The 21,730-nt window shown below is 64.4% G+C and carries 20 protein-coding genes; 16 read left to right on the top strand and 4 right to left on the bottom strand.

Going from position 1 to position 21,730, the window contains the following annotated elements; genetic code table 11:
• The first annotated feature begins 99 nt into the window (after window positions 1-99).
• From XH81_RS18030 to XH81_RS18020, 3 genes are all read left to right on the top strand, one after another.
• Window positions 100-1,326 (top strand): ABC transporter substrate-binding protein, encoded by a 1,227-nt coding sequence (locus XH81_RS18030; RefSeq protein WP_028142135.1) that lies wholly within the window; start codon window positions 100-102, stop codon window positions 1,324-1,326.
• A 238-nt stretch (window positions 1,327-1,564) separates the two neighbouring features.
• The gene (locus XH81_RS18025) at window positions 1,565-2,794 is read left to right on the top strand and encodes an ABC transporter substrate-binding protein (protein WP_028142136.1); all 1,230 of its coding nucleotides are present in this window, start codon (window positions 1,565-1,567) and stop codon (window positions 2,792-2,794) included.
• Between the two features lie 198 nt (window positions 2,795-2,992).
• Window positions 2,993-4,276 carry a glycerate kinase type-2 family protein gene (locus XH81_RS18020; RefSeq protein ID WP_028142137.1) on the top strand — a complete coding sequence of 428 codons (1,284 nt, stop codon included), beginning with the start codon at window positions 2,993-2,995 and terminating at the stop codon, window positions 4,274-4,276.
• A gap of 120 nt (window positions 4,277-4,396) precedes the next feature.
• Here XH81_RS18020 and XH81_RS18015 read toward each other — a convergent pair whose 3' ends face one another.
• The gene (locus tag XH81_RS18015) at window positions 4,397-4,933 is read right to left on the bottom strand and encodes a MarR family winged helix-turn-helix transcriptional regulator (RefSeq protein ID WP_028142138.1); all 537 of its coding nucleotides are present in this window, start codon (window positions 4,931-4,933) and stop codon (window positions 4,397-4,399) included.
• A gap of 176 nt (window positions 4,934-5,109) precedes the next feature.
• Here XH81_RS18015 and XH81_RS18010 point away from each other — a divergent pair, with 176 nt between their 5' ends.
• The 3 genes from XH81_RS18010 to XH81_RS18000 are packed head-to-tail and all read left to right on the top strand — an operon-like array spanning window position 5,110 to window position 8,655.
• Window positions 5,110-6,150, top strand: a complete 1,041-nt coding sequence (locus tag XH81_RS18010) for a branched-chain amino acid ABC transporter permease (protein ID WP_028142139.1) — start codon at window positions 5,110-5,112, stop codon at window positions 6,148-6,150.
• A gap of 7 nt (window positions 6,151-6,157) precedes the next feature.
• Window positions 6,158-7,927 carry a branched-chain amino acid ABC transporter ATP-binding protein/permease gene (locus tag XH81_RS18005; protein ID WP_049801961.1) on the top strand — a complete coding sequence of 590 codons (1,770 nt, stop codon included), beginning with the start codon at window positions 6,158-6,160 and terminating at the stop codon, window positions 7,925-7,927.
• Window positions 7,924-8,655: an ABC transporter ATP-binding protein gene (locus XH81_RS18000; protein WP_028142140.1), complete on the top strand. Its 732-nt coding sequence runs from the start codon at window positions 7,924-7,926 to the stop codon at window positions 8,653-8,655. Before XH81_RS18005 ends, XH81_RS18000 begins: the two co-directional genes overlap by 4 nt.
• Before the next feature lie 176 nt (window positions 8,656-8,831).
• Here the strand turns inward: XH81_RS18000 and XH81_RS17995 are convergent, their stop codons facing one another.
• A complete protein-coding gene (locus XH81_RS17995; protein WP_028142141.1) occupies window positions 8,832-9,461 on the bottom strand; it encodes a pyridoxamine 5'-phosphate oxidase family protein in 630 nt (209 codons plus the stop codon).
• A 120-nt stretch (window positions 9,462-9,581) separates the two neighbouring features.
• On the opposite strand from XH81_RS17995, the gene XH81_RS17990 reads away from it, so the two are divergent.
• Window positions 9,582-10,466 carry a LysR family transcriptional regulator gene (locus tag XH81_RS17990; RefSeq protein WP_028142142.1) on the top strand — a complete coding sequence of 295 codons (885 nt, stop codon included), beginning with the start codon at window positions 9,582-9,584 and terminating at the stop codon, window positions 10,464-10,466.
• Between the two features lie 151 nt (window positions 10,467-10,617).
• Here XH81_RS17990 and XH81_RS17985 read toward each other — a convergent pair whose 3' ends face one another.
• Entirely contained in the window at window positions 10,618-11,037 is a 420-nt protein-coding gene (locus XH81_RS17985) for a PaaI family thioesterase (RefSeq protein ID WP_028142143.1), read from the bottom strand.
• 221 nt (window positions 11,038-11,258) lie between these two features.
• Window positions 11,259-12,428, bottom strand: a complete 1,170-nt coding sequence (gene pobA / locus XH81_RS17980) for a 4-hydroxybenzoate 3-monooxygenase (RefSeq protein ID WP_028142144.1) — start codon at window positions 12,426-12,428, stop codon at window positions 11,259-11,261.
• 263 nt (window positions 12,429-12,691) lie between these two features.
• On the opposite strand from pobA, the gene XH81_RS17975 reads away from it, so the two are divergent.
• The 9 genes from XH81_RS17975 to XH81_RS17935 all read left to right on the top strand — a co-directional run bounded on the left by XH81_RS17975 (window position 12,692) and on the right by XH81_RS17935 (window position 21,632).
• Window positions 12,692-13,708, top strand: a complete 1,017-nt coding sequence (locus XH81_RS17975) for a TRAP transporter substrate-binding protein (protein ID WP_028142145.1) — start codon at window positions 12,692-12,694, stop codon at window positions 13,706-13,708.
• Window positions 13,709-13,933: 225 nt separating this feature from the next.
• Window positions 13,934-14,443: a TRAP transporter small permease gene (locus XH81_RS17970; protein WP_018321429.1), complete on the top strand. Its 510-nt coding sequence runs from the start codon at window positions 13,934-13,936 to the stop codon at window positions 14,441-14,443.
• A 2-nt stretch (window positions 14,444-14,445) separates the two neighbouring features.
• Complete coding sequence (locus XH81_RS17965) at window positions 14,446-15,765, top strand: TRAP transporter large permease (RefSeq protein WP_038950089.1); 1,320 nt, start codon at window positions 14,446-14,448, stop codon at window positions 15,763-15,765.
• A gap of 12 nt (window positions 15,766-15,777) precedes the next feature.
• A complete protein-coding gene (locus XH81_RS17960; RefSeq protein ID WP_038950090.1) occupies window positions 15,778-16,239 on the top strand; it encodes a DUF3237 domain-containing protein in 462 nt (153 codons plus the stop codon).
• Between the two features lie 241 nt (window positions 16,240-16,480).
• Complete coding sequence (locus XH81_RS17955; RefSeq protein WP_028142148.1) at window positions 16,481-17,290, top strand: crotonase/enoyl-CoA hydratase family protein; 810 nt, start codon at window positions 16,481-16,483, stop codon at window positions 17,288-17,290.
• Window positions 17,287-19,170 carry a feruloyl-CoA synthase gene (locus XH81_RS17950; protein ID WP_271596316.1) on the top strand — a complete coding sequence of 628 codons (1,884 nt, stop codon included), beginning with the start codon at window positions 17,287-17,289 and terminating at the stop codon, window positions 19,168-19,170. The genes XH81_RS17955 and XH81_RS17950 overlap by 4 nt, the downstream gene beginning before the upstream one ends.
• A 27-nt stretch (window positions 19,171-19,197) precedes the next feature.
• Complete coding sequence (locus tag XH81_RS17945; RefSeq protein WP_028142150.1) at window positions 19,198-19,959, top strand: SDR family NAD(P)-dependent oxidoreductase; 762 nt, start codon at window positions 19,198-19,200, stop codon at window positions 19,957-19,959.
• A 12-nt stretch (window positions 19,960-19,971) separates the two neighbouring features.
• Window positions 19,972-20,391 (top strand): acyl-CoA thioesterase, encoded by a 420-nt coding sequence (locus XH81_RS17940; protein ID WP_028142151.1) that lies wholly within the window; start codon window positions 19,972-19,974, stop codon window positions 20,389-20,391.
• Window positions 20,392-20,480: 89 nt separating this feature from the next.
• Complete coding sequence (locus tag XH81_RS17935) at window positions 20,481-21,632, top strand: ABC transporter substrate-binding protein (RefSeq protein WP_038950093.1); 1,152 nt, start codon at window positions 20,481-20,483, stop codon at window positions 21,630-21,632.
• The last annotated feature ends 98 nt before the right edge of the window (window positions 21,633-21,730 follow it).

Here is a 21,730-nt window from a genome sequence, read left to right as displayed (position 1 = left end):
CCTCGAGAAGCCCCCGCGAGCGATCGCGGGGGCTTTTTGTTGACGGCAGGCGCCAATCTTGTTCAATGCGGCGCCGATCCAACTCGGGGCAGGAGAACAATGTCCGCCGTTCGTTTTCAGGTTGCGGCCCTCTGGACCGGGCTCGCTTTGTGCACTGCGATGAGCAGCCCGGCACTGGCGCAGAAGAAGTACGACAGCGGCGCATCCGATACCGAGATCAGAATAGGCAACATCATGCCCTATAGCGGCCCGGCCTCGGCCTACGCCGCGATCGGCAAGGCCGAGGAAGCCTATTTCCGCAAGGTCAATGCCGAGGGCGGCATCAACGGGCGCAAGATCAAGTTCATCTCCTATGACGACGCCTATTCGCCGCCGAAGACGGTGGAGCAGGCGCGCAAGCTGGTCGAGAGCGACGGGGTGCTGCTGATCTTCGGCTCGCTCGGCACGTCCACCAACGGCGCCATTCGCAAATACATGAACGAGAAGAAGGTGCCGCAATTGTTCGTGGCGAGCGGCGCCTCGAAGTGGAACGATCCCAGGCAATATCCCTGGACCATGGGCTGGCAGCCCAGCTACGCGAGCGAGGCGCGGATCTACGCCAAATACATCATGAAGGAGAAGCCGGACGGAAAGATCGGCGTGCTCTACCAGAACGACGATTTCGGCAAGGATTATCTGAAGGGGCTAAAGGATGGCCTCGGGCCCAAGGCCTCGATGATCGTGCTGGAAGAGGCCTACGACACGTCGGAGCCCGCCATCGACGAGCACGTCGTGAAGCTGAAGGCCTCGGGCGCCGACGTGTTCATCAGCATCACCACGCCGAAATTCGCCGCGCAGGCGATCAAGAAGGCGGCGGAGATCAACTGGCATCCGGTCCATATCGTCTCCAACGTCTCGGCCTCCGTCGGCGGCGTGATCGAGCCGGCGGGCCTGGAGATCTCGCAAGGCCTGCTGTCGGCGAGCTACACCAAGGACGGCTCCGATCCGCAGTGGAATGCCGACGACGGCATGAAGAAATTCTATAACTTCCTCGCGCAATATGATCCCAAGGCCAACAAGCTCGATGCCGGCGTCGTGTTCGGCTATGCCGCCGCGCAGACCATGGTCAAAGTGCTGCAGATGTGCGGCGACGACCTCACCCGCGAGAACGTCATGAGGCAGGCAGCCTCCTTGAAGGATTTCGAGCCCGACACGCTGCTGCCCGGCATCAGGATCAACACCGCGCCGGACAATTTCGCCCCGATCGAGCAGTTGCAGATGATGCGTTTCAAGGGCCGGAAATGGGAGCTGTTCGGCGACATCATCTCGAGCGAGATGGGCCACTGAAGCGGCGCAACCCAAAATCGCTCCAGATTGGTTAAACAACTCAAGACAGCCGGACCTTCTCGCAGTCGCACACGAGAGCCGGCCGTCCCTGACTACTAAAGACGCAGCCCCCGCGACGCCGTCCCGGGGGCTTTCTGTTGAAGGCATCAGCCAAATCGTATTGAATTGCGGCAGCGTCGCCAAGAAAATCGAGACAAGAAAAGGGGCGCATACACACCAAGAAAATAGGGAGATAGGAATGCCCGCTGTCACCGGCAAACTTGCAGCCGCATCGCTGGCGCTTGCGCTCATTGCGGCCTCGGCCTCCACCGCATCGGCCCAGAAGAAATACGATACCGGCGCGACCGATACGGAGATCAAGATCGGCAACATCATGCCCTACAGCGGACCGGCCTCCGCCTACGGCATCATCGGGCGGACCGAAGCCGCCTATTTCAAGAAGATCAACGAAGAGGGCGGCATCAACGGCCGCAAGATCAATTTCGTCTCCTACGACGACGCCTATTCGCCGCCGAAGACGGTGGAGCAGGCACGCAAGCTGGTCGAGAGCGACGAGGTTCTGCTGATCTTCAATTCACTCGGCACGCCGCCGAACTCGGCCATTCAGAAATACATGAACTCGAAGAAGGTGCCGCAGCTGTTCGTCGCGACCGGCGCCACCAAATGGAATGATCCGCAGAACTTCCCCTGGACCATGGGCTGGCAGCCCAATTACCAGAGCGAGACGCAGATCTACGCGAAATACATCCTGAAGGAGATGCCGAATGCCAAGATCGGCGTGCTCTACCAGAACGACGATTACGGCAAGGACTACCTGAAGGGCCTGAAAGACGGGCTCGGCGCCAAGGCCGCGAGCATGATCGTGCTGGAGGAAAGCTACGAGACCTCCGAGCCGACGATCGACAATCACATCGTGAAGATGAAGGCGACCGGCGCCGACATCTTCATCAACATCACCACACCGAAGTTCGCGGCACAGGCGATCAAGAAGATCTCCGAAATCGGCTGGAAGCCGACCCACTTCCTCAACAACGTCTCGGCCTCGGTCGGCAGCGTAATCAAGCCCGCCGGCTTCGAGAATTCGCAGGACATCATTTCGGCTGCCTACCTGAAGGACGTGTCGGATCCTCAGTGGAAGGACGACGCCGGCATGAAGGGTTTCCTGGAGTTCATGACGAAATACTTCCCTGAAGGTGACAAGCTCGACGGCGGCACCATCGTCGGTTACGGCGTGGCGCAGACGCTGGTGGAAGTGCTGAAGAAGTGCGGCGACAATCTCACGCGCGAAAACGTCATGAAGCAGGCGGCGAGCCTGAAGGACTTCCGCACCGAGGTGCTGCTGCCCGGCATCAAGATCAACACCGGCGCGAACGACTTCGCACCGATCAGCTCGCTTCAGCTCATGAGGTTCAAGGGCGAGAAGTGGGATCTGTTCGGCGACGTCATCAGCGCTGACGCCGGCGGCTAGCCTCCAGCTGGATCGCAGTGTTCAAAAGGGCCCTCCGCGAAATCATCGCGGAGGGCTTCTTGCTACGCGGCGATTATGATCACGCGATTGCATATTCGAATGATGACACAGCCGGCTTACGCTTTGGCCGCCGATGCGCTAGGCAGGTGAACGGCGGCGTGTGTCGCCAGTTTGTTCCGTCTGCCGAAGGCCATCGTCATGACCGACCGCCGTCCCCTGCTCCGCGCGCTCTACGACGCCGCCGTTGCCGCTGCCCATCCCAATGTGGTGCTGGCGCCGCATTTGGGGCCCGCGCCAAGAGGACGCGTGATCTGCCTCGCCGCCGGCAAGGGCGCGGGCGCCATGGCCGCGGCAGCCGAACGGCATTATCTCGACACGCTCAAGCTGGCGCCGGAGCGGCTCGTCGGCATCGCCACCACGCGCCATGGCTACGGCGTGCCGACGCGCCGCATCCGCGTGGTCGAGGCCGGGCATCCCGTGCCGGATGAGGCTGGCCTCAAGGGCGCGGCCGACACGCTCGCGCTCGCAGGCGAGGCCGGGCCGGACGATCTGCTCCTGGTGCTGCTCACCGGCGGCGGCTCGGCGAACTGGATCGCGCCCAGCGACGGTATCAGCTTCGCGCAGAAACAGGCGGTCAACAAGGCGCTGCTACGCTCGGGCGCGCCGATCGGTGAGATGAACGTCGTGCGCAAACACCTGTCGCGGATCAAGGGCGGACGCCTTGCGCGTGCCGGCAAGAACGCCGCCCAGATCGTGACGCTCGCGATCTCCGACGTGCCGCATGACGACGCTTCCGCGATCGCCTCCGGCCCGACCGTGCCTGATCCGACCACGCTTGCCGATGCGCGCGCCATCGTCGCGAAATACAAGCTCGACATCGACGATGCCGTGCGCCGCGCGCTCGACGATCCCGCCAACGAAAGCTGCAAGCCCGGCGATGCCGCCTTTTCGCGCGCGCATTTCGAATTGATCGCGCGGCCCAAGCAGTCGCTCGACGCCGCGGTGAAGCTCGCGCGCGAATCCGGTTACGAGACCATCGACCTCGGCGCCGATCTCGAAGGCGAGGCGCGCGAGGTCGCCGCCGCTCACGCCAGTCTGGCGCTGCAAGCGCGCGCGCAAGGCAAGCGCCTCGCGATCCTCTCCGGCGGCGAGCTCACCGTCACGGTGCGCGGCAATGGACGTGGCGGGCCGAACCAGGAATACGCGTTGGCGCTCGCCGCTCTGCTCAAGGACACGCCTGACATCTCGGCGCTGGCCGGCGACACCGACGGCGCCGACGGCGGCGCCGGCAACCCCACCGACCCCGCCGGCGCGCTGATCGACGCGACGACCTTCGCAAAGATGAAGGCGCAGGGGCTTCAGCCGCAAGCGTACCTGGACAACAACGACGCCACGACGTTCTTCGAGGCGACCGGCGACCTGCTGCTGCCGGGCCCGACGCTGACCAACGTGAACGACATCAGGGTGATTTTGGTGGATTGAGGCTGAGATTTCTCGCCCGTCATGGCCGGGCTTGACCCGGCCATCCACGCCTTCCCTCGCTGCCCAAAAACGTGGACACCCGGGCCAAGCCTGGGCATGACGCGGACGTGGAGCGCCGCCTCAGAACTCGTTCGCGACCTTCGCCAGCATCGCGATCAGGGCTTCGCGGTTGGCCTGCCCGAGCAACTCGTTCAGCCGGGCCTCGTGCTTGGTGGCGACCAGCTTCTTGGCGCGGGCCAGCACCGCCTTGCCCTTGTCGGTCAGCACCAGGATGTGCGAGCGGCGGTCGTTGGTGGAGCGGATCCGCGCGCAAAGGTCGCGGCTCTCGAGATTGTCGAGCATGGCCACGAAGTTCGGCCTGAGGATGCCGAGGGTGGAGGCGATCTCGGTCTGGTTACGGCCGGGATTCTTCTCGACCAGCAGCAGCACGGAGAACTGCGCCGGCGTGAGCTGGAGCGAGGCCATGCAGCGCAGGAAGTTCTCGAACACCTTGAGCTGCGCCCGCTTCAGCACATAGCCGAGCTGTTCCGAGAGCTCGCCGAGCTGGAGCGCTTCGCCAGCAGCCCCCTGGCCTTGCACCTCGGCCGCGTCCTTGCGGCCCTTGGCCGAGTCGGCAGGCTTTTCGGAGGACTTTTCAGCGGCTTTGGAAACGGTCATCGCCTCGCGCTCGTAATCCCGCTAAATTCGGGAGGGATCGTTCCCGCCCTTGATGTTATATTTGATAATTGTTATGGACCATATCAAATATCGCATGCGTTTTTCAATGGCTGTGAGCGGACCGTCCACCGCGATCGAGGGGACCGGTCCGTAATCTTTAGGGGGAGCGTCCGGTCTTGAATACCACCATCATGCTGTTCCTGGTGCAGGACGGCATCACCAATGGCGCGATCTATGCGCTGCTCGGCCTGGCGCTGGTGCTGGTGTTCGCCGTCACCCGCGTCATCCTCATTCCCCAGGGCGAATTCGTCACCTACGGCGCACTGACCTACGCCTCGCTGGCCGCGGGCCAGATGCCGGGCACGGCAAAGCTCGCGCTGGCGCTCGGCATCGGCGCTTTCGCCTTCGACCTGTTCGTCGCGCGCAAGGCGCTGCACGGCCGCCTGATCGTGCGCAGCGCCCTCACCAATATCGTGCTGCCAGCCATCGTGCTGGCGCTGACGGTTTACTTCGCAGCCCAGAAGCCGCCGGTCGCGGTCTCGATCGCGCTGTCGCTGATGATCGTGGCAATGATCGGCCTCTATCTCTACCGCGTCGCATTCCAGCCGCTGGCACACACCTCCGTGCTGGTGCTGCTGATCGCATCCGTGGGTGTCCATCTGGCACTGCAGGGCCTCGGCCTGCTGTTCTTCGGCGCCGAAGGCCAGCGCGGACCTGCCGTGCTGTCCGGCGCGTTCACCGCGGGCTCGCTGCGCTTCACCGGCCAGAGCCTCACCGTCTACGGCATCACCATCGCCTTCATCGTCGCCCTCTGGCTGTTCTTCGGCCTGACACTCTACGGCAAGGCGCTGCGCGCAACCGCCGTGAACCGGTTAGGGGCGCGGCTCGTCGGCATCCGCACCACGCTGTCGGGGCAGATCGCCTTTCTGCTGGCATCCGTCATCGGCGCGTTGTCAGGCATCATGATCGTGCCGATCACGACGCTCTACTATGACAGCGGCTTCCTGATCGGCCTGAAGGGCTTCGTCGCCGCCATCATCGGCGGCCTCGTCAGCTACCCCTTAACCGCCGCCGCGGCGCTGGTCGTCGGCCTCGTCGAGGCGTTCTCGTCCTTCTATGCCTCCAACTACAAGGAGGTGATCGTTTTCATGCTGCTGATCCCCGTGTTGTTGCTGCGCTCGCTCGCCGCGCCCGCCGTCGAAGAAGAGAAGGACTGAGGCTGAAATGCAGAGCCGCCTTCCCATCATCGTCTTCGCAGCCGTCATGGCCGTGATCCCGTTCGTCCCCGGCATGCCGCCGTTCTGGATCGTGCTGCTCGACAATATCGGCCTCGCGGCCCTCGTCGCGATGGGCCTCGTGCTGCTGACCGGCGTCGGCGGCCTGACCTCGTTCGGACAGGCAGCCTTCGTCGGCTTCGGCGCCTACACCACCGCGGTGCTGTCGACGGCCTACGGCCTGTCGCCCTGGCTGACGCTGCCGCTGTCGCTATTGGTCAGCGGATCGCTGGCGGTGCTGCTCGGGCTGATCACCGTCCGTCTCTCCGGCCATTATCTTCCGCTGGGCACGCTCGCCTGGGGGCTCGGGCTGTTCTATCTCTTCAGCAAGCTGGAGTTTCTCGGCCGTAACGACGGCATCTCGGCGATCCCGCCACTGTCGGTCGGCACGTTCAAGATGCTCTCGCCCGGCTCGATCTATTACGCGATCTGGGTCGCCGTGATCGTCTCGGCGCTGCTGACGATGAACCTCTTGGATTCCCGCACCGGACGCGCCATCCGCGCGCTACGGCGCGGCCATGTCGCCGCCGAGGCGTTCGGCGTGCACACGCCGCGCGCCAAATTGCTGGTGTTCATCCATGCCGCCGTGCTCGCCGGCCTCTCCGGCTGGCTCTACGCGCATCTCCAGCGCGCGGTGAACCCGACGCCGTTCGGCGCGCAGGCCGGCATCGAATATCTCTTCATCGCGGTGGTCGGCGGCGCCGGCTATGTCTGGGGCGGCGTTTTGGGCGCGGCGATCGTCGTGGTCCTGAAAGAGGTGCTGCAGAGCTATCTGCCGCTGATCCTGCCCGGTTCCGGCCAGGTCGAGACCATCGTGTTCGGCATCATGCTGGTGGCGCTGTTGCAACTTGCGCCCGGCGGCCTCTGGCCGTGGCTGATGTCGTTCCTGCCGGAGCGGACCAGCGGCAAGAAGCCGGACACCTCTCTGAAGCTGGAGCAGCGTCCGCGCGCGCCCGGCGAGTCCAACATCCTGCTCCAGGTCGACAAGGCGCGAAAACAGTTCGGCGGCGTGGTCGCCGTCAACAACGTCTCCTTCGACGTCCAGGCTCGTGAGATCGTCGCGCTGATCGGCCCGAACGGCGCCGGCAAGAGCACGACCTTCAACCTGATCACCGGCGTGCTGTCGGCCACGTCAGGCTCGGTCTCGGTGCTCGGCAAGAAGGTCGACAAGGCGCCGCCGCAGGAGATCGTCAAGCTCGGCATCAGCAGGACCTTCCAGCATGTGAAGCTGGTCCCTGACATGACCGTGCTGGAGAACGTCGCGATCGGCGCGCATCTGCGCGGCCATTCCGGCCCGATCTCCTCGATGCTGCGGCTCGACCGCGCCGACGAAGCCAAACTGCTCGCGGAGGCCGCCCGCCAGATCGAGCGCGTCGGCCTTGCCGACCACATGCACCAGCTCGCAGGCAGCCTCTCGCTCGGCCAGCAGCGCATCGTCGAGATCGCCCGAGCGCTCTGCGTCGATCCGATGCTGCTGCTGCTCGACGAACCGGCCGCCGGCCTGCGCCACATGGAAAAGCAGCAGCTCGCCAAGCTGCTGCGCGACTTGCGCGACGGCGGCATGAGCGTCCTCCTGGTCGAGCACGACATGGGCTTCGTGATGAACCTCGCCGACCGCATCGTGGTGCTCGATTTCGGCACCAAGATCGCCGAAGGCACCCCCGCCACGATCAAGACCAATCCCGAAGTGATCAAGGCCTATCTCGGAGTGGCGGCATGAGCGCGCTGTTGTCCGTCACCGACGCCCATGTCGCCTACGGCAAGGTCGAGGCGGTGCGCTCGGTCTCGCTCGAGGTCGGCGCGAATGAGATCGTTACCATCGTCGGCGCCAATGGCGCCGGCAAGACCACGCTGCTCTCCGCCATCATGGGCATCCTGCCGCTGAAAGGCCGGGTCACTTTTGCCGGCCAGGATCTCGCCAGGCTCGACATCGAGGACCGCGTCGCGATGGGGCTTGGCCTCGTCCCGGAGCACCGCGAATTGTTCGTGACCATGAATGTCGAGGACAATCTCGAGCTCGGCGCCTTCCGCATCGAGCGAAGCAAGGCGAAAGCCTCGATGGAACGCGTCTACACGCTGTTTCCGCGGCTCAAGGAGCGCCGCAAGCAATTCGCCGGCACGCTCTCCGGCGGCGAGCAGCAAATGCTCGCGATGGGGCGCGCGCTGATGGGCGAGCCGAAGCTGCTGATGCTGGATGAGCCGAGCCTCGGCCTCGCCCCGATCATCGTCGCCGACATCTTCCGCATCGTCACCGAACTCCGCGCCAGCGGCGTCTCGGTGCTGCTGGTCGAGCAGAACGCGCAGGCCGCGCTGAAGATCGCGGACCAGGCCTATGTGATGGAGCTCGGCGAGTTCGTGCTCTCCGGCAAGGCCAGCGATATCGCCGCGAACGAGCGGGTTGCGGCCAGCTATCTCGGCTTCCAGCACGAAGGTGAGAGCGTGATCTGATTCTTACCCTCCCCTGGAGGGGGAGGGTCGCTTCGCAAAGAGCGCAGCGATGTGCGAAGCGGGGTGGGGTGACGGTCCCTCCGCGTAGAACACTGCCCGTGTTGAGAGATCACCCCACCCCGCTCGCGCTCCACGCGACCGACCCTCCCCCTCCAGGGGAGGGTAAGCGCGCGGCGTTACGTAGCTCCTGTCACCTTACCGCCCTTCAACGCCGCCACCTCGGCCTCCAACTCTGCAATCCTCGCGTCCCTCACCGCCAACGCCGCTGCCACATCGCCTGCGTCGAACTTCTGCGGAATGTGCTGCGGGCAGTTGGTGTCCCAGGCCGCGATCTTGAACAGGATCACCTGCTCCGGCCGGGCGCGGTAGCCCTTCGGCATTAGCGACGTCGTCAGCGCCTCGTCGTCCTCGACGACGCGCGCCTCGCCCCAGATCTTCACGCGGCGGCGATGGGCGTAGTCCATCACGAAGATGTAGGCCTTGGGATTCTCGGACAGGTTTCCCTGCGTGATGTATTGCCGGTTGCCGGCGTAGTCCGTGAAGGCCAGCGTCTGCTTGTCCAGCACTTTCAAGAACCCTTTGGGACCCCCGCGGTGCTGGATGTAGGGCTGGCCGTCGGCCGAGGCAGTGGCGAAATAGAAACTGTCGGCGTCAGCCAGGAACGACGCGAGATTCTCATCGACCTCGGTGCGCCAGCCACGCTGCTCGGCGTGAGCATAGCCTTCGCGTGATCCCTTTCGGGTCTGGATCGATTTCACCGCCGGCGTGAACGCCACGTCGCTGGCGTAGGTGTGAGTTGCCGTCATCGGAACATCTCCTGAAATCCCGGCGCATGTCTGCGTTTCTCCTCGATAAAATGTACCTCCCGGCGGCCAAAACAATCTACCGGCTTGACACTTCATCGTTGCGATATATGCAATAATGAGATGGACCGCCTCGAAGCCATGCACGTCTTCGTCACCGTTGCCGATCTGCGCGGCTTTGCGCCGGCGGCGCGCAAGCTGCACCTGTCGCCCTCGGCGGTAACGCGGCTGATCGCGGCGCTGGAGGAGCATCTCGGCGCCCGGCTGCTGCAGCGGACCACCCGGCAGGTGAGATTGACCGACGTCGGCACGCGCTATCTGGAGCGCGCGCGGCGCATCCTCGCCGATGTCGAGGAGGCCGACGGCTCGGCGCGGGAGGAGCGCCACCGGCCGAGCGGACGGTTGGTGGTATCGGCCCCGGTCGGCTTCGGCCGGCTGCATGTCGGGCCGGTCATGACCGACTATCTCAAGCGCTATCCCGAGGTCGGCGGGGAATTGCGCTTGTCCGACCATCTCGTCAATCTCGTGGAGGACGCCGTCGATGTCGCGGTGCGGATCGGTCATCTCGCCGATTCCTCGCTGGTGGCGCGCCAGGTCGGCGAGATGCGGCGGATCGTGGTGGCGACGCCGGGCTATCTGAAGCGCCACGGCGAGCCGAAGACGCCGGAGGCGTTGCTCGAACACCAGACCATTCAGTTCGGCCCGTCCGCCAGCTGGCACTTCGTGCACGACGGCCGCGACATCGAGGTCACGCCATCGCCCCGCTTCATCAGCAACAGCGCCGACGCCGCCCTGCAATATGCCGAAGCCGGCGGCGGGGTGACGCGCGTGCTGGCCTATCAGGCCGCCGAGGGGCTGAAGCGCGGACGGCTGAAAATCGTGCTGGCGAAGTACGAGCAGCCGGCGCTGCCGATCCACATCATCTACCCGACCTCGCGGCTGCTCTCGGCCAAGGTGCGCGCGTTCGTCGATCTCGTGGTGGAGACGGCGGAGTGGAGGTTTGGGTAGCTCTCGTGCCCCGGACGCATCGCAGCACGCAGTGATGCGATGCTGAGCCGGGGCCCAGAAGGCGGCGCGATATCATGCCGAGGCATGGGTCCCGGCTCTGCGGAGTGGCACTTCGCGCCGCACCGCGTCCGGGACACGGAGAGCGAGAGCGTCACCCCTTCTTCGGCACCACCCGAAACGTGCCGCTGGCGCGCGCGATCACGGCATCGTCGGCTTTGACCAGGCATTGTGCAAAACAGATCGTAGAGCCGGTCTTGATCGCCTCACCTTCGACCGAGAGCCATTGGCCGATCTCGGCGGCGCCGACATAGTCGACCGACAGCGAGATCGTCACGAACGACGTGGTCCAGCCCGTTGCCTGGGCACAGCTATAGCCCATGGCGGCATCGGCCAGCGCGGCGATCAGCCCTCCGTGAATCAGCCCGCGCGCGTTGGTGTGCGGCGTCGCCAGACGCAGCCCCACGGTGACGCCCTTGTCGGACTTCTTCGAATAGAGCGGCTCCCAGGGATCGGTGAGCGGCGCTTTGCGGAAATGCGGCTCGAAGCCGGTGGGGATGTCGGGAGAGGTCATGGCGGTCTCGCGTTGCTGGTCGCCGGCATTGAACGCGATAGACGTGACGGTTGCATCAATTACAAAGTTTCAAACGGAATTTGCGCGAGTGTTTGAAACGGAAGGCGCCACAATGACGGCGCCGTAGGGTGGGCAAAGCGAAGCGTGCCCACGCGCTTTCGCAATCATGGGAAGGTGGTGGGCACGGCGCAAGAGCGCCTTTGCCCACCCTACGGACTGTCTTAAAACGGCAACCCCACATAATTCTCCGACAGCGACGTCATCGCGGCCTGCGACTGCGTGACGTAGTCGAGCTCGGCGAGCTGGATGCGCGCGCCGATGGTGCCGGTGTCGGGGAATTTGTGCAGCATCGAGGTCATCCACCAGGAGAAGCGCACCGCCTTCCAGACCCGCGCCAGCGCCGTGGTGGAATAGGCGTCGATGCCGGCGCTGGATTTCTCGTCGTAGAATTCGCGCAGCGCGCCCGACAGATAATGTGCGTCGCTGGCGGCGAGGTTCAGTCCCTTGGCGCCCGTCGGGGGCACGATGTGGGCGGCGTCCCCGCACAGGAACAGCCGGCCGAAGCGCATCGGCTCGGCGACGAAGCTGCGCAAGGGCGCAATGCTCTTCTCGATCGAGGGGCCCGTGACGAGGCTGTCGGCCGCCTCCCGGTCGAGCCGGCGCTTCAATTCGTCCCAGAAGCGTTCGTCCGGCCATTGGTCGACATGGTCGTCGAGCGAACACTGCACATAGTAGCGGCTGCGTCTGGTCGAGCGCATGGTGCAAAGCGCAAAGCCGCGCGCGTGGTTGGAGTAGATCAGCTCATGGCTGACCGGCGGCGTCTCCGACAGGATGCCGAGCCAACCGAAGGGATAGACCCGCTCGAACTCCTCGATCGCCGAGGTCGGAACGCTGGCGCGGCTGACGCCGTGAAAGCCGTCGCAGCCGGCGATGAAGTCGCAATCGAGCGTGTGGGTGACGCCGTCCTTCTCCCAGGTTACGCGCGGGTGACTGCCGTCGAAATCATGCGGCTGAACGTCCTTGGCCTCATAAACCGAGATCAGACCGGCGGCCTTCCGCGCATTCATCAAATCGAGCGTGACCTCGGTCTGGCCGTAGATCATGACCGTCTTGCCGGTCGCACCCTTCATGTCGATGCGGTGACGGCGGCCGGAAAAGGCGAGCTCGATGCCTTCATGCACCAGGCCTTCGGCATGCGCCCGCGCCCCGGCGCCGATCTGATCGAGCAGCGCGACGGTTCCCTCCTCGAGCAGACCGGCGCGGATGCGACCGAGCACGTAATCCGGGCTCTGCCGCTCCAGAATGACATTGTCGATGCCGTAGGCGTGCAGCAGTTGCCCAAGCAACAATCCGGCCGGTCCGGCCCCGATGATTGCGACTTTTGTCCGCAATACTTGCTCCTTCCGATCCTGTAGGCTTTGCTCGCGGCTCGCTTGTCGCGTTGCTCCGCGCACGATAATTATATCATATAACGGTTGGGCAAAAGGGGAGGGCCGTCGCCGGGCAGCGACAAATCCATGCAGCATGGCTGACGCAGACGGCGCGGCGAAGTGCGCGCCAGTTCCGGCTTGAACGCGCCGGCCGATTAGATAACATGTTAATTAACGAGACCGGGCCATCGAAGCCCGCCATCGAAAACAGGGAGAGACGTGTGATGAGGAAAGCCTGTCTGGCGTTGCTGCTGGCCGCAAGCGTGACGCCTGCCTTCGCGCAGGACAAGACCTTCGATTTGAAGATCTCGCACTGGGTGCCGGCTTCGCATCCGCTGCAGAAGTCGCTGGAAGACTGGGCTGCCGCGGTCGAGAAGGATTCCGGCGGCACCATCAAGGGCAAGGTGTTTCCGGCCCAGCAGCTCGGCAAGGCGTTCGATCATTACGACATGGCGCGCGACGGCATCGCCGACGTCACCTATGTCAATCCCGGCTACCAGCCCGGCCGCTTCCCGATCGTCGGCGCCGGCGAGCTGCCGTTCCTGATCTCGGACGCCAAGGGCGGCTCGATGGGGCTGGACGCCTGGTATCGCAAATATGCCGAGAAGGAGATGAAGGACGTCAAATACTGTCTCGCCTTCGTCCACTCGCCCTCCTCCTTCCATTCCAAGACCAAGAAGATCGTGCTGCCTGAAGACGTAAAGGGCATGAAGATCCGCCCGGCGCATGCCACCATGGCGAACTTCGTGACCTCGCTCGGCGGCACCAATGTGCAGTCCTCGGCGCCTGAGGTCCGCGACATCATCGAGCGCGGCGTCGCCGACGGCGTCACCTTCCCCTGGGGTTCCCTGGTGCTGTTCGGCATCGACAAGGTGACCAAATACGACATGGAGGCGCCGCTCTACACCACGACTTTCGTGTTCGTGATCAACAAGGACAAGTACAACGCGATGTCCGACAAGCAGAAGGCCGCGATCGACAAGAACTGCTCGGTCGAAATGGCGGGCGTGGTCGGCGAGCATTGGGGCAAGTTCGAGGATGCGGGCATCGACAAGGTGAAGGCGGAATCCGGCCACGAGGTCTACAAGCTGGCGCCCGAGCAGACCGCCGTCTGGAAGAAGGCCGCCGAGCCGCTGGTGAAGACCTGGTCCGAGGGCGCCAAGAAGGCCGGCGCCGATCCGGACGCGGCGCTTAGCGAGCTGAAGGCGTCGCTGAAGAAGTACAACGCGTTGGCGGAGTGACGCCGCGACGCGATCGGTCCTTCCTCCCCCTCTCCCCGTCCTTACGGGGAGAGGGTTGGGGTGAGGGGCTGCGTCCGCGAAAAGAGTGACAGATGGACTCGCGGAGAGTCCCCCTCACCCGCATCGCATCTCCGATGCGATGCGGCCTCTCCCCGCACGCGGGGAGAGGCAAGAGCCGCCGCCGGAGTCGAGAGCGAGAATGACGACACTCGATAGGACACACCCATGAAGCGCTCCTGGATGGACCGCATCATCGACACGATCGAATGGATCGCGGCCGGCTTCGTCGGCATCGTCGCGCTCGACATCTTCCTGTCGGTGCTGCTCCGCAACACGCTGAATTATTCGATCCCTGATTCGTTCGACATCGGCCGCATGCTGCTCGGCATCCTCATCTTCTGGGGCATCGCCGCGACCTCCTATCGCGGCACCCACATCACGGTCGACCTCGTCTGGGGCAATGTCGGGCCGCGCCATCAGCGCTGGATCGACGTGTTCGCAACCCTGGTGCTGCTGTTCGTCGTGACCGTGCAGACCTGGACGCTGTTCGACAAGGTGCGCGGCACCTACAACGACAATGTCCTGACCTTCGACATGCACATGCCGACCTGGCCGTTCTTCGCGATCGCCTGGGTCGGCGACGTCTGCGCCGTGCTGCTGATCGCGATCCGCACCTACCGCCTGATCTTCCACCCCGAAGATATGCACGATCCCAAATTGAAGGCGACGGAGTAATCATGAGCACCGATGCCGTCGCCGTAATCGGCTTCGTTTCCCTGTTTGTCCTGATGCTGCTGCGCGTGCCCGTCGGCATGGCCATGGGCCTCGTCGGCGTGTCCGGTTTCGCCTATCTCGTCAACGGGACGGCCGCCCTGAAGCTGGTCGGCCAGACCTCGATGCGCACGGTCACCGACTACACCTTCGGCGTCATCCCGATGTTCCTGCTGATGGGTTCGTTCGTGTCCAATTCCGGCATGAGCCGCGAGCTGTTCCGCGCCGCCAACGGTTTCGTCGGACATTTGCGCGGCGGCCTCGGCATCGCCACCGTCGGCGCCTGCGGCGGCTTTGCCGCGATCTGCGGCTCGTCGGTTGCGACCGCCGCGACCTTCTCGGCCGTCGCCTATCCCGAGATGCGCCGTTTCGGCTATCCGCAATCGTTCGCCACCGGCGTGATCGCGGCGGGCGGCACGCTGGGCGCGATGCTGCCGCCCTCCACGGTGCTCGCCGTCTACGGCATCATCACCGAGCAGGACATCGGAAAGCTCTTCATCGCCGGCATCATCCCGGGCCTGCTGGCGATGAGCATGTACATGATCACGATCTTCCTGATCGGCTATTTCCGGCCCGACTTCCTGCCCAAGGGCAAGGTGACGCCGTGGCGCGAGCGCTTTGCCGGCCTGAAGGAGATCTGGGCGCCGGTGCTGCTGTTCATCTTCGTGATCGGCGGCCTCTACGGCCTGCCCTATTTGCCGCGCTTCACGCCGACGGAGGCGGGCGGCGTCGGCGCCGCCGGCGCATTCATCATCGGCGTGCTGACGGGCCGGCTCGACCGCGAGAAGATCCTGGCCTCGCTGCTCCAGGCGACGCGCACCGCCGCGGCGGTGTTCACGGTGCTGATCGGCGCGCTGATCTTCGGCTATTTCCTCACTGTGACGCAGACGCCGCAGAAAGTGACCGAATTCCTCACCGGCCTCGGTCTCGGCAGTTATGGCGTGCTGGCGCTGATCATGGTGATGTATCTCGTGCTCGGCTGCCTGATGGACGCCATGGCGATGATCATCCTCACCGTGCCGATCATCTTCCCGGTGATCACGCATCTCGGCTTCGACCCGATCTGGTTCGGCGTCATCATCGTCATGACCGTCGAGCTCGGCCTGATCCACCCGCCTGTGGGAATGAACGTCTTCGTCATCAAGAGCGTGGTGAAGGACGTCTCCTTCTCCACGATCTTCAAGGGCGTGATTCCGTTCGTGGTCACCGACCTGATCCGCCTCGTGATCCTGATCGCCTTCCCGCTGCTGGCGACCTGGCTGCCGACGCGGATGATGGCGAATTGACAGGGTGAAGCGATGACGACACCGACGCTCGAGACGAAATACGCTTTCACCATCACCGCGCGCATCGGCGAGGTCGTCACCGCCGGCGAGACCGGCATCGGCGTTCGCCGCATCATCCCGATCATCGGCGGCGAAGTGAAAGGCGCGATATCAGGCAAGGTGCTGCCGTTCGGCGCCGACTTCCAGACCATCCGCCCCAACGAGCTGATCGACCTGGAGGCGAAGTACGCCTTCGAGACCGACGACGGCGCCATTGTCTATGTCGAGAACAAGGGCATGCGCTTCGGACCGGTCGAGCTGCTGCAGAAGCTCAAGCGCGGCGAGCCGGTCGATCCCAAGCTGATCTATTTCCGCACCGTGCCGCGGTTCGAGACCGGGCACGAGAACTATCGCTGGCTGATGCAGCACATCTTCGTCGGCTCGGCCGCGCGCCATGCGGATCGCGTCGTGATCGACGTGCATCAGGTGATGTGAAGGGCGGCGGCCTTTCAACGCTCTCCGCTCGTCGTCCCGGCGAAAGCCGGGACCCATACCGCGTGATCTATCGGTTGCCGGCGGTCGGGGTACCAAACGACCAATCTTCGCCAAATTCCCCTCCGGGAGTATGGGTCCCGGCGTTCGCCGGGACGACACCGAATGTGAGGATCGCCGCCCGGCTCTATATTGACTCTCGCCAAATTCGTTATACAACATAACTATTCTTATAAGGACGCAAATGACACAGGGAAACGCCGAGACCGCTGACGCGGGCGCCTCCGGGCTACTCCGGATCGAGAGGGCGGACCGGGTTCTGACCGTGGGTCTGAACCGGCCGGCCAAGCGCAATGCGCTCAACGACGGCATCATCCTGGAAATCGGCGAGTGTTTTGCGTCCCTGCCCGAGGATATCGGCGCGGTCGTCATCCACGGCATCGGCGACCATTTCTCCAGCGGCCTCGACCTCTCCGAGCTGACCGAGCATGACGCGACCGGCGGGCTGCTGCATTCCCAGATGTGGCACCGGGTGTTCGACCGCATCCAGTACAGCCGCGTCCCCGTGATCGCGGCGCTGAAGGGCGCCGTGATCGGCGGCGGGCTGGAGCTTGCCTGCTCGGCGCATATCCGCGTCGCCGAGCCCTCGACCTATTTCGCGCTTCCGGAGGGACAGCGCGGCATCTTCGTCGGCGGCGGCGGCTCGGTGCGGCTGCCGCGATTGATCGGCGTCGCCCGGATGATGGACATGATGCTGACAGGCCGCGTCTACAGCGCGACCGAAGGCGCCTCCTACGGCTTCGCGCAATATGTCACGGAGGCCGGCAACGGGCTCGGCAAGGCGATGGAGCTTGCGACCAAGGTCGCCTCCAACGCGCCGCTGACGAATTTCGCCGTGCTCCAGGCGCTGCCGATGATCGCGGAGGCCAATCCGCAGACCGGCCTGCTGATGGAATCGCTGATGGCGACCGTCGCGCAGAGCGACAAAGAGGCAAAGCGCAGGATCCGCGAATTCCTCGAACACAAGACCGCAAAGGTAAAGCCCAAGTCATGAGCGCGCAGCCGTCCTCTTCCAGCATGGAGCGCGGCGCGAGCACTTTCCCGCTGCGGCCCATTTCATTCGGCGATCCCGTCGTCGACATCGAACGCCGCGACGACGGCACGATTTACCTGCGGCCGAAACAGGCGCTCGGCGACTATCCCGTTCGCCTCACCGACCGCCTGCATCACTGGGCCAGCACCACGCCGGACCGCGTCTTCATGGCCGAGCGCGAAGGCGGCCGCGGCTGGCGCAAGATCACTTACGCCGAGCTGCTGGTCGCGAGCCGTCACATTGCGTCCGCCCTGATTGCGCGCGGCCTGTCGGCGGAGCGGCCGGTCGTCATCCTCTCCGGCAATTCGATCGACCACGCATTGCTGGCGTTCGGCGCGTTCTATGCCGGTATTCCGTTCTGCCCGGTGTCGCCGGCCTACTCGCTGGTGTCGAAGGATTACGGCAAGCTTTCTTACCTGATGAAGCTGCTGACGCCCGGCCTTGCCTTCGCCGAGGATGCCGACAAGTTCGCCGATGCGCTTGCCGCCAACGTCTCGCTCGGGACCGAGATCGCCGCGTCCTACGGCGAGGTGCCAGGCCGCGAGGTCACCCTGCTCGCCGACCTCATGGCAACGCCGATCCGCAGCGATCTCGACGATGTCCACGGCAAGATCGGCCCCGACACGATCGCGAAATTCCTGCTGACCTCGGGCTCGACCGGCAATCCCAAGGCCGTCATCAACACCCAGCGCATGATCTGCGCCAACCAGGTAATGCTGCGCGAGACGCTCGCCTTCCTCAAGGACGAGCCGCCCGTCATCATCGACTGGCTGCCCTGGAATCACACCTTCGGCGGCAACCACAATATCGGCCTGACGCTCTATAACGGCGGCTCGATGTATCTGGACGCCGGCAAGCCGATGCCCGGCGGCATCGAGGAGACCGTGCGCAATCTCCAGGAGATTTCGCCGACGGTCTATTTCAACGTGCCCAAGGGCTATGAATCGCTGCTGCCTTATTTGCGCGACGACCAGGGCCTGCGCGCAAAGTTCTTCGACCGGCTGCACGCGATGTTCTTCTCCGGCGCCGCGCTGTCGCCATTCATCTGGAACAGCCTCGACGAGCTCGCGGTGAAGGAGAAAGGTTATCGGGTTCCGATGCTGACCGGGCTCGGTGCGACCGAGACCGCGCCGTTCTTCATGTCGGTCAATCCGCGCACCAGCCGCTCCGGCCATGTCGGCCTGCCTGTTTCGGGCAACGACGCGAAACTGGTGCCGAACAACGGCAAGCTGGAAGTGCGCGCCAAGGGGCCGAACGTCATGCCCGGCTACTGGCGCCAGCCCGACATCAGCGCAAAATCCTTCGACGAGGAAGGATTTTACATGATGGGTGATGCGCTCAAGCCCGCCGATCCCGATGATCTCAACGCAGGCTTCGATTTCGACGGCCGTGTCGGTGAAGACTTCAAGCTCGCCAGCGGCACTTGGGTCAGCGTCGGCCCGCTGCGCGCGCGCCTCACGGCGGCCTGCGCCCCGCTGGTGCGCGACGTCGTCATCGCCGGCATCAATCGTGACGAGGTCTCGGCGCTGGTCGTGCTCGACCTCGACGGCTGCCGGCTGATCAATCCGACGCTGCCGACCGACGATCTCGTCGTCGCAACGCGCGACCGGCTGGTGCGCGAGGCTTTTCGCGAGCGCCTGACCCGTTTCCTCAGCCAAGCCACGGGTTCCTCGACCCGGATCACGCGCGCGATCCTGATGGACACGCCGCTCTCGATCGACAAGGGCGAAGTCACCGACAAGGGTTCGATCAACCAGCGCGCCGTGCTCGAGCACCGCACCGAATTGATCGAGGAGCTCTACGCTGCCAATCCGTCGGACCGTGTGATATCGGTCGGCTAACCCGGACATAAGCCACAGGAGAACGCCATGTTGTTGAAAGATCAGGCAGCCATCGTCACCGGCGGCGCATCGGGGCTTGGCGCCGCCACCGCGCGAAAACTTGCGGCGCAGGGCGCCAAGGTCGCGGTCTGCGATCTCAATGCCAAGCTCGCCGAGACCGTTGCCGCCGAGATCAAGGGCGTGGCGATTACCTGCGACGTCTCCGACGCCGCTTCCGCTGAAGCTGCGATCGCGCAGGCGACCAAGGCTCTTGGCGCGCCGCGCGTGCTGGTCAATTGCGCCGGCATCGGCGTTGCCAAGCGCGTCGTCGGCCGCGACGGCCCGATGGCGCTCGCCGATTTCGACAAGGTGATCAAGGTCAATCTGATCGGCACCTTCAACATGCTGCGCCTGGCCGCCACCGAGATGTCCAAGCTGGAGCCGCAGGCGACCGGCGAGCGCGGCGTCATCATCAACACGGCCTCCGTTGCCGCTTATGACGGCCAGATCGGTCAGTCCGCCTATTCGGCTTCCAAGGGCGGCATCGTCGGCATGACGCTGCCGATCGCGCGCGAGCTGGCGCAGTTCGGCGTCCGCGTGCTGACCATCGCGCCCGGCCTGTTCCTGACCCCGCTGCTCGCGAACCTGCCGCAGGAAGCCCAGGACTCGCTCGCCGCCGCGATCCCCTTCCCGCGCCGGCTCGGCCATGCCGACGAGTTCGCCGCGCTCGCGCTGCACATGGTCGAGAACTCCTACCTGAACGGGGAAGTGGTGCGCCTCGACGGCTCGCTGCGCATGGCACCGAAATAAGGCGCGCGACACATGTTCGTGAACCGGCGCGACGTACAGATCCAGTGGGGCGATTGCGACCCCGCCAACATCGTCTACTACCCGCGCTATTTCGCGATGTTCGACGATTCGACCTCGACCCTGTTCGAGGTCGCCGGATTCTCCAAGCAGGATCTGGTCCGCAAATACGGCCTGGTGGGCATCCCGATGGTCGACACGCGGTCCAAGTTCTACATCCCCTCGACCTATGGCGACTGGATCACCATCGAAACGAAGATCGAGAGCATCAAGCGTTCGAGCTTCGAGGTGAAGCACAACGTCTACAAGGGTGACGCGCTGGCGATCGAGGGTTTCGAGACCCGCGTCCTGGTCGGTCGCGATCCCGTTAACCCCGACAAGCTGAAATCGGCACCGTTCCCGGCGGAAATGGTAGCCAAATTCACGGGGAGTTAAGTCCGGAGCTAATCGCCGCATCGCCAAAAGAGGGGGCTGAATTACCCCCCGATTTCTGCTTTCAAAGAAACACGTAAAGGGAGGAATAGATGAAACGCTTTTACTTGACCGCCGCCATCACCGCGGCGACGCTTGCCCTGCCGGCGCTGCCCGCGCTGGCCCAGACCAGCGAAATCACCATCGGCATCACCACCACCACGACCGGCCCCGGCGCCGCGCTCGGCATTCCCGAGCGCAACGCGCTGGAATTCGTGCCGAAGGAAATCGGCGGCGTGCCGCTGAAGGTGATCGTGCTCGACGACGGCGGCGATCCCACCACCGCGACCACCAACGCCCGCCGCTTCGTGACCGAATCCAAGGCCGACATCATCATGGGCTCGGCGCTGACGCCGCCGACGATCGCGGTCTCCAACGTCGCCAACGAAGCCGGCATTCCGCATTTCGGCCTGGCGCCCTTCCCGATCACGCCCGAGCGCATGAAGTGGTCGGTGGCGATGCCGCAGCCGATCCCGATCGTGGGCAAGGTGCTGTACGAGCACATGAAGAGCAAGGGCGTGAAGACGCTCGGCTATATCGGCTATTCCGACTCCTATGGCGACCTCTGGTTCAACGACCTTAAAGCCCAGGCCGTGCCGATGGGCATGACCATCGTCGACGAGGAGCGCTTCGCCCGTCCCGATACGTCGGTGACCGGACAGGTGCTGAAGCTGGTCGCCGCCAACCCGGATGCGATCCTGGTCGGCGCGTCGGGCACCGCGGCCGCGCTGCCGCAGACCGAGTTGCGCGAACGCGGCTATCAGGGCCTGATCTACCAGACCCACGGCGCCGCCAGCATGGACTTCATCCGCATCGCCGGCAAAGCGGCCGAAGGCGTGCTGATGGCGTCGGGTCCGGTGATGGACCCCGAGGACCAGCCGGACGAAGCCGCCACCAAGAAGCCGGGTCTCGCGCTCAACGCCGCGTATGAGGCAAAGTACGGCCCGAACAGCCGCAGCCAGTTCGCTGGCCATTCCTACGACGCCTTTGAGATCCTCAAGCGCATCATCCCGACCGCGCTGAAGACCGCAAAACCCGGTACGCCGGAATTCCGCGAAGCGATCCGCCAGGCCTTGCTGACGGAGAAGGAGCTGGCGGCGAGCCAGGGCGTCTACAACTTCACCGAAAAGGACCGCTACGGCCTCGACGACCGCTCGCGCATCCTGCTGACGGTGAAGAACGGCAAGTACTCGCTGGTGAAATAGACACGGCGAAAGTTGAGAGACAACGAGAGCCGGCCCGATGGGCCGGCTCTTTTGTTTTTCGGATTTGAGATCGAGCTGCGGGCCCCAGGCGCCGGTGC

Origin of the sequence: Bradyrhizobium sp. CCBAU 25360, assembly GCF_028128695.1 — a bacterium.
In the GTDB taxonomy this organism is placed as follows: Bacteria; Pseudomonadota; Alphaproteobacteria; order Rhizobiales; family Xanthobacteraceae; genus Bradyrhizobium; species Bradyrhizobium ottawaense.
Note: the sequence above shows the minus strand (reverse complement) of the source record. Positions and strands in the feature narration are given on the sequence as shown.

Bases quoted from the DNA above. Each gene is read 5' to 3' on its own strand.
- XH81_RS18015 (WP_028142138.1), bottom strand. From the start codon at position 4,933: ATGACCGTTTCCAAAGCCGCTGAAAAGTCCTCCGAAAAGCCTGCCGAC.
- XH81_RS17940 (WP_028142151.1), top strand. From the start codon at position 19,972: ATGTTCGTGAACCGGCGCGACGTACAGATCCAGTGGGGCGATTGCGAC.
- XH81_RS17960 (WP_038950090.1), top strand. From the start codon at position 15,778: ATGACGACACCGACGCTCGAGACGAAATACGCTTTCACCATCACCGCG.
- XH81_RS17950 (WP_271596316.1), top strand. From the start codon at position 17,287: ATGAGCGCGCAGCCGTCCTCTTCCAGCATGGAGCGCGGCGCGAGCACT.
- XH81_RS17935 (WP_038950093.1), top strand. From the start codon at position 20,481: ATGAAACGCTTTTACTTGACCGCCGCCATCACCGCGGCGACGCTTGCC.
- XH81_RS17985 (WP_028142143.1), bottom strand. From the start codon at position 11,037: ATGACCTCTCCCGACATCCCCACCGGCTTCGAGCCGCATTTCCGCAAA.
- XH81_RS18030 (WP_028142135.1), top strand. From the start codon at position 100: ATGTCCGCCGTTCGTTTTCAGGTTGCGGCCCTCTGGACCGGGCTCGCT.
- XH81_RS18025 (WP_028142136.1), top strand. From the start codon at position 1,565: ATGCCCGCTGTCACCGGCAAACTTGCAGCCGCATCGCTGGCGCTTGCG.
- XH81_RS18005 (WP_049801961.1), top strand. From the start codon at position 6,158: ATGCAGAGCCGCCTTCCCATCATCGTCTTCGCAGCCGTCATGGCCGTG.
- XH81_RS17990 (WP_028142142.1), top strand. From the start codon at position 9,582: ATGGACCGCCTCGAAGCCATGCACGTCTTCGTCACCGTTGCCGATCTG.
- XH81_RS17970 (WP_018321429.1), top strand. From the start codon at position 13,934: ATGAAGCGCTCCTGGATGGACCGCATCATCGACACGATCGAATGGATC.
- XH81_RS17945 (WP_028142150.1), top strand. From the start codon at position 19,198: ATGTTGTTGAAAGATCAGGCAGCCATCGTCACCGGCGGCGCATCGGGG.
- XH81_RS17975 (WP_028142145.1), top strand. From the start codon at position 12,692: ATGAGGAAAGCCTGTCTGGCGTTGCTGCTGGCCGCAAGCGTGACGCCT.
- XH81_RS17965 (WP_038950089.1), top strand. From the start codon at position 14,446: ATGAGCACCGATGCCGTCGCCGTAATCGGCTTCGTTTCCCTGTTTGTC.
- XH81_RS17995 (WP_028142141.1), bottom strand. From the start codon at position 9,461: ATGACGGCAACTCACACCTACGCCAGCGACGTGGCGTTCACGCCGGCG.
- XH81_RS17955 (WP_028142148.1), top strand. From the start codon at position 16,481: ATGACACAGGGAAACGCCGAGACCGCTGACGCGGGCGCCTCCGGGCTA.
- XH81_RS18000 (WP_028142140.1), top strand. From the start codon at position 7,924: ATGAGCGCGCTGTTGTCCGTCACCGACGCCCATGTCGCCTACGGCAAG.
- XH81_RS18020 (WP_028142137.1), top strand. From the start codon at position 2,993: ATGACCGACCGCCGTCCCCTGCTCCGCGCGCTCTACGACGCCGCCGTT.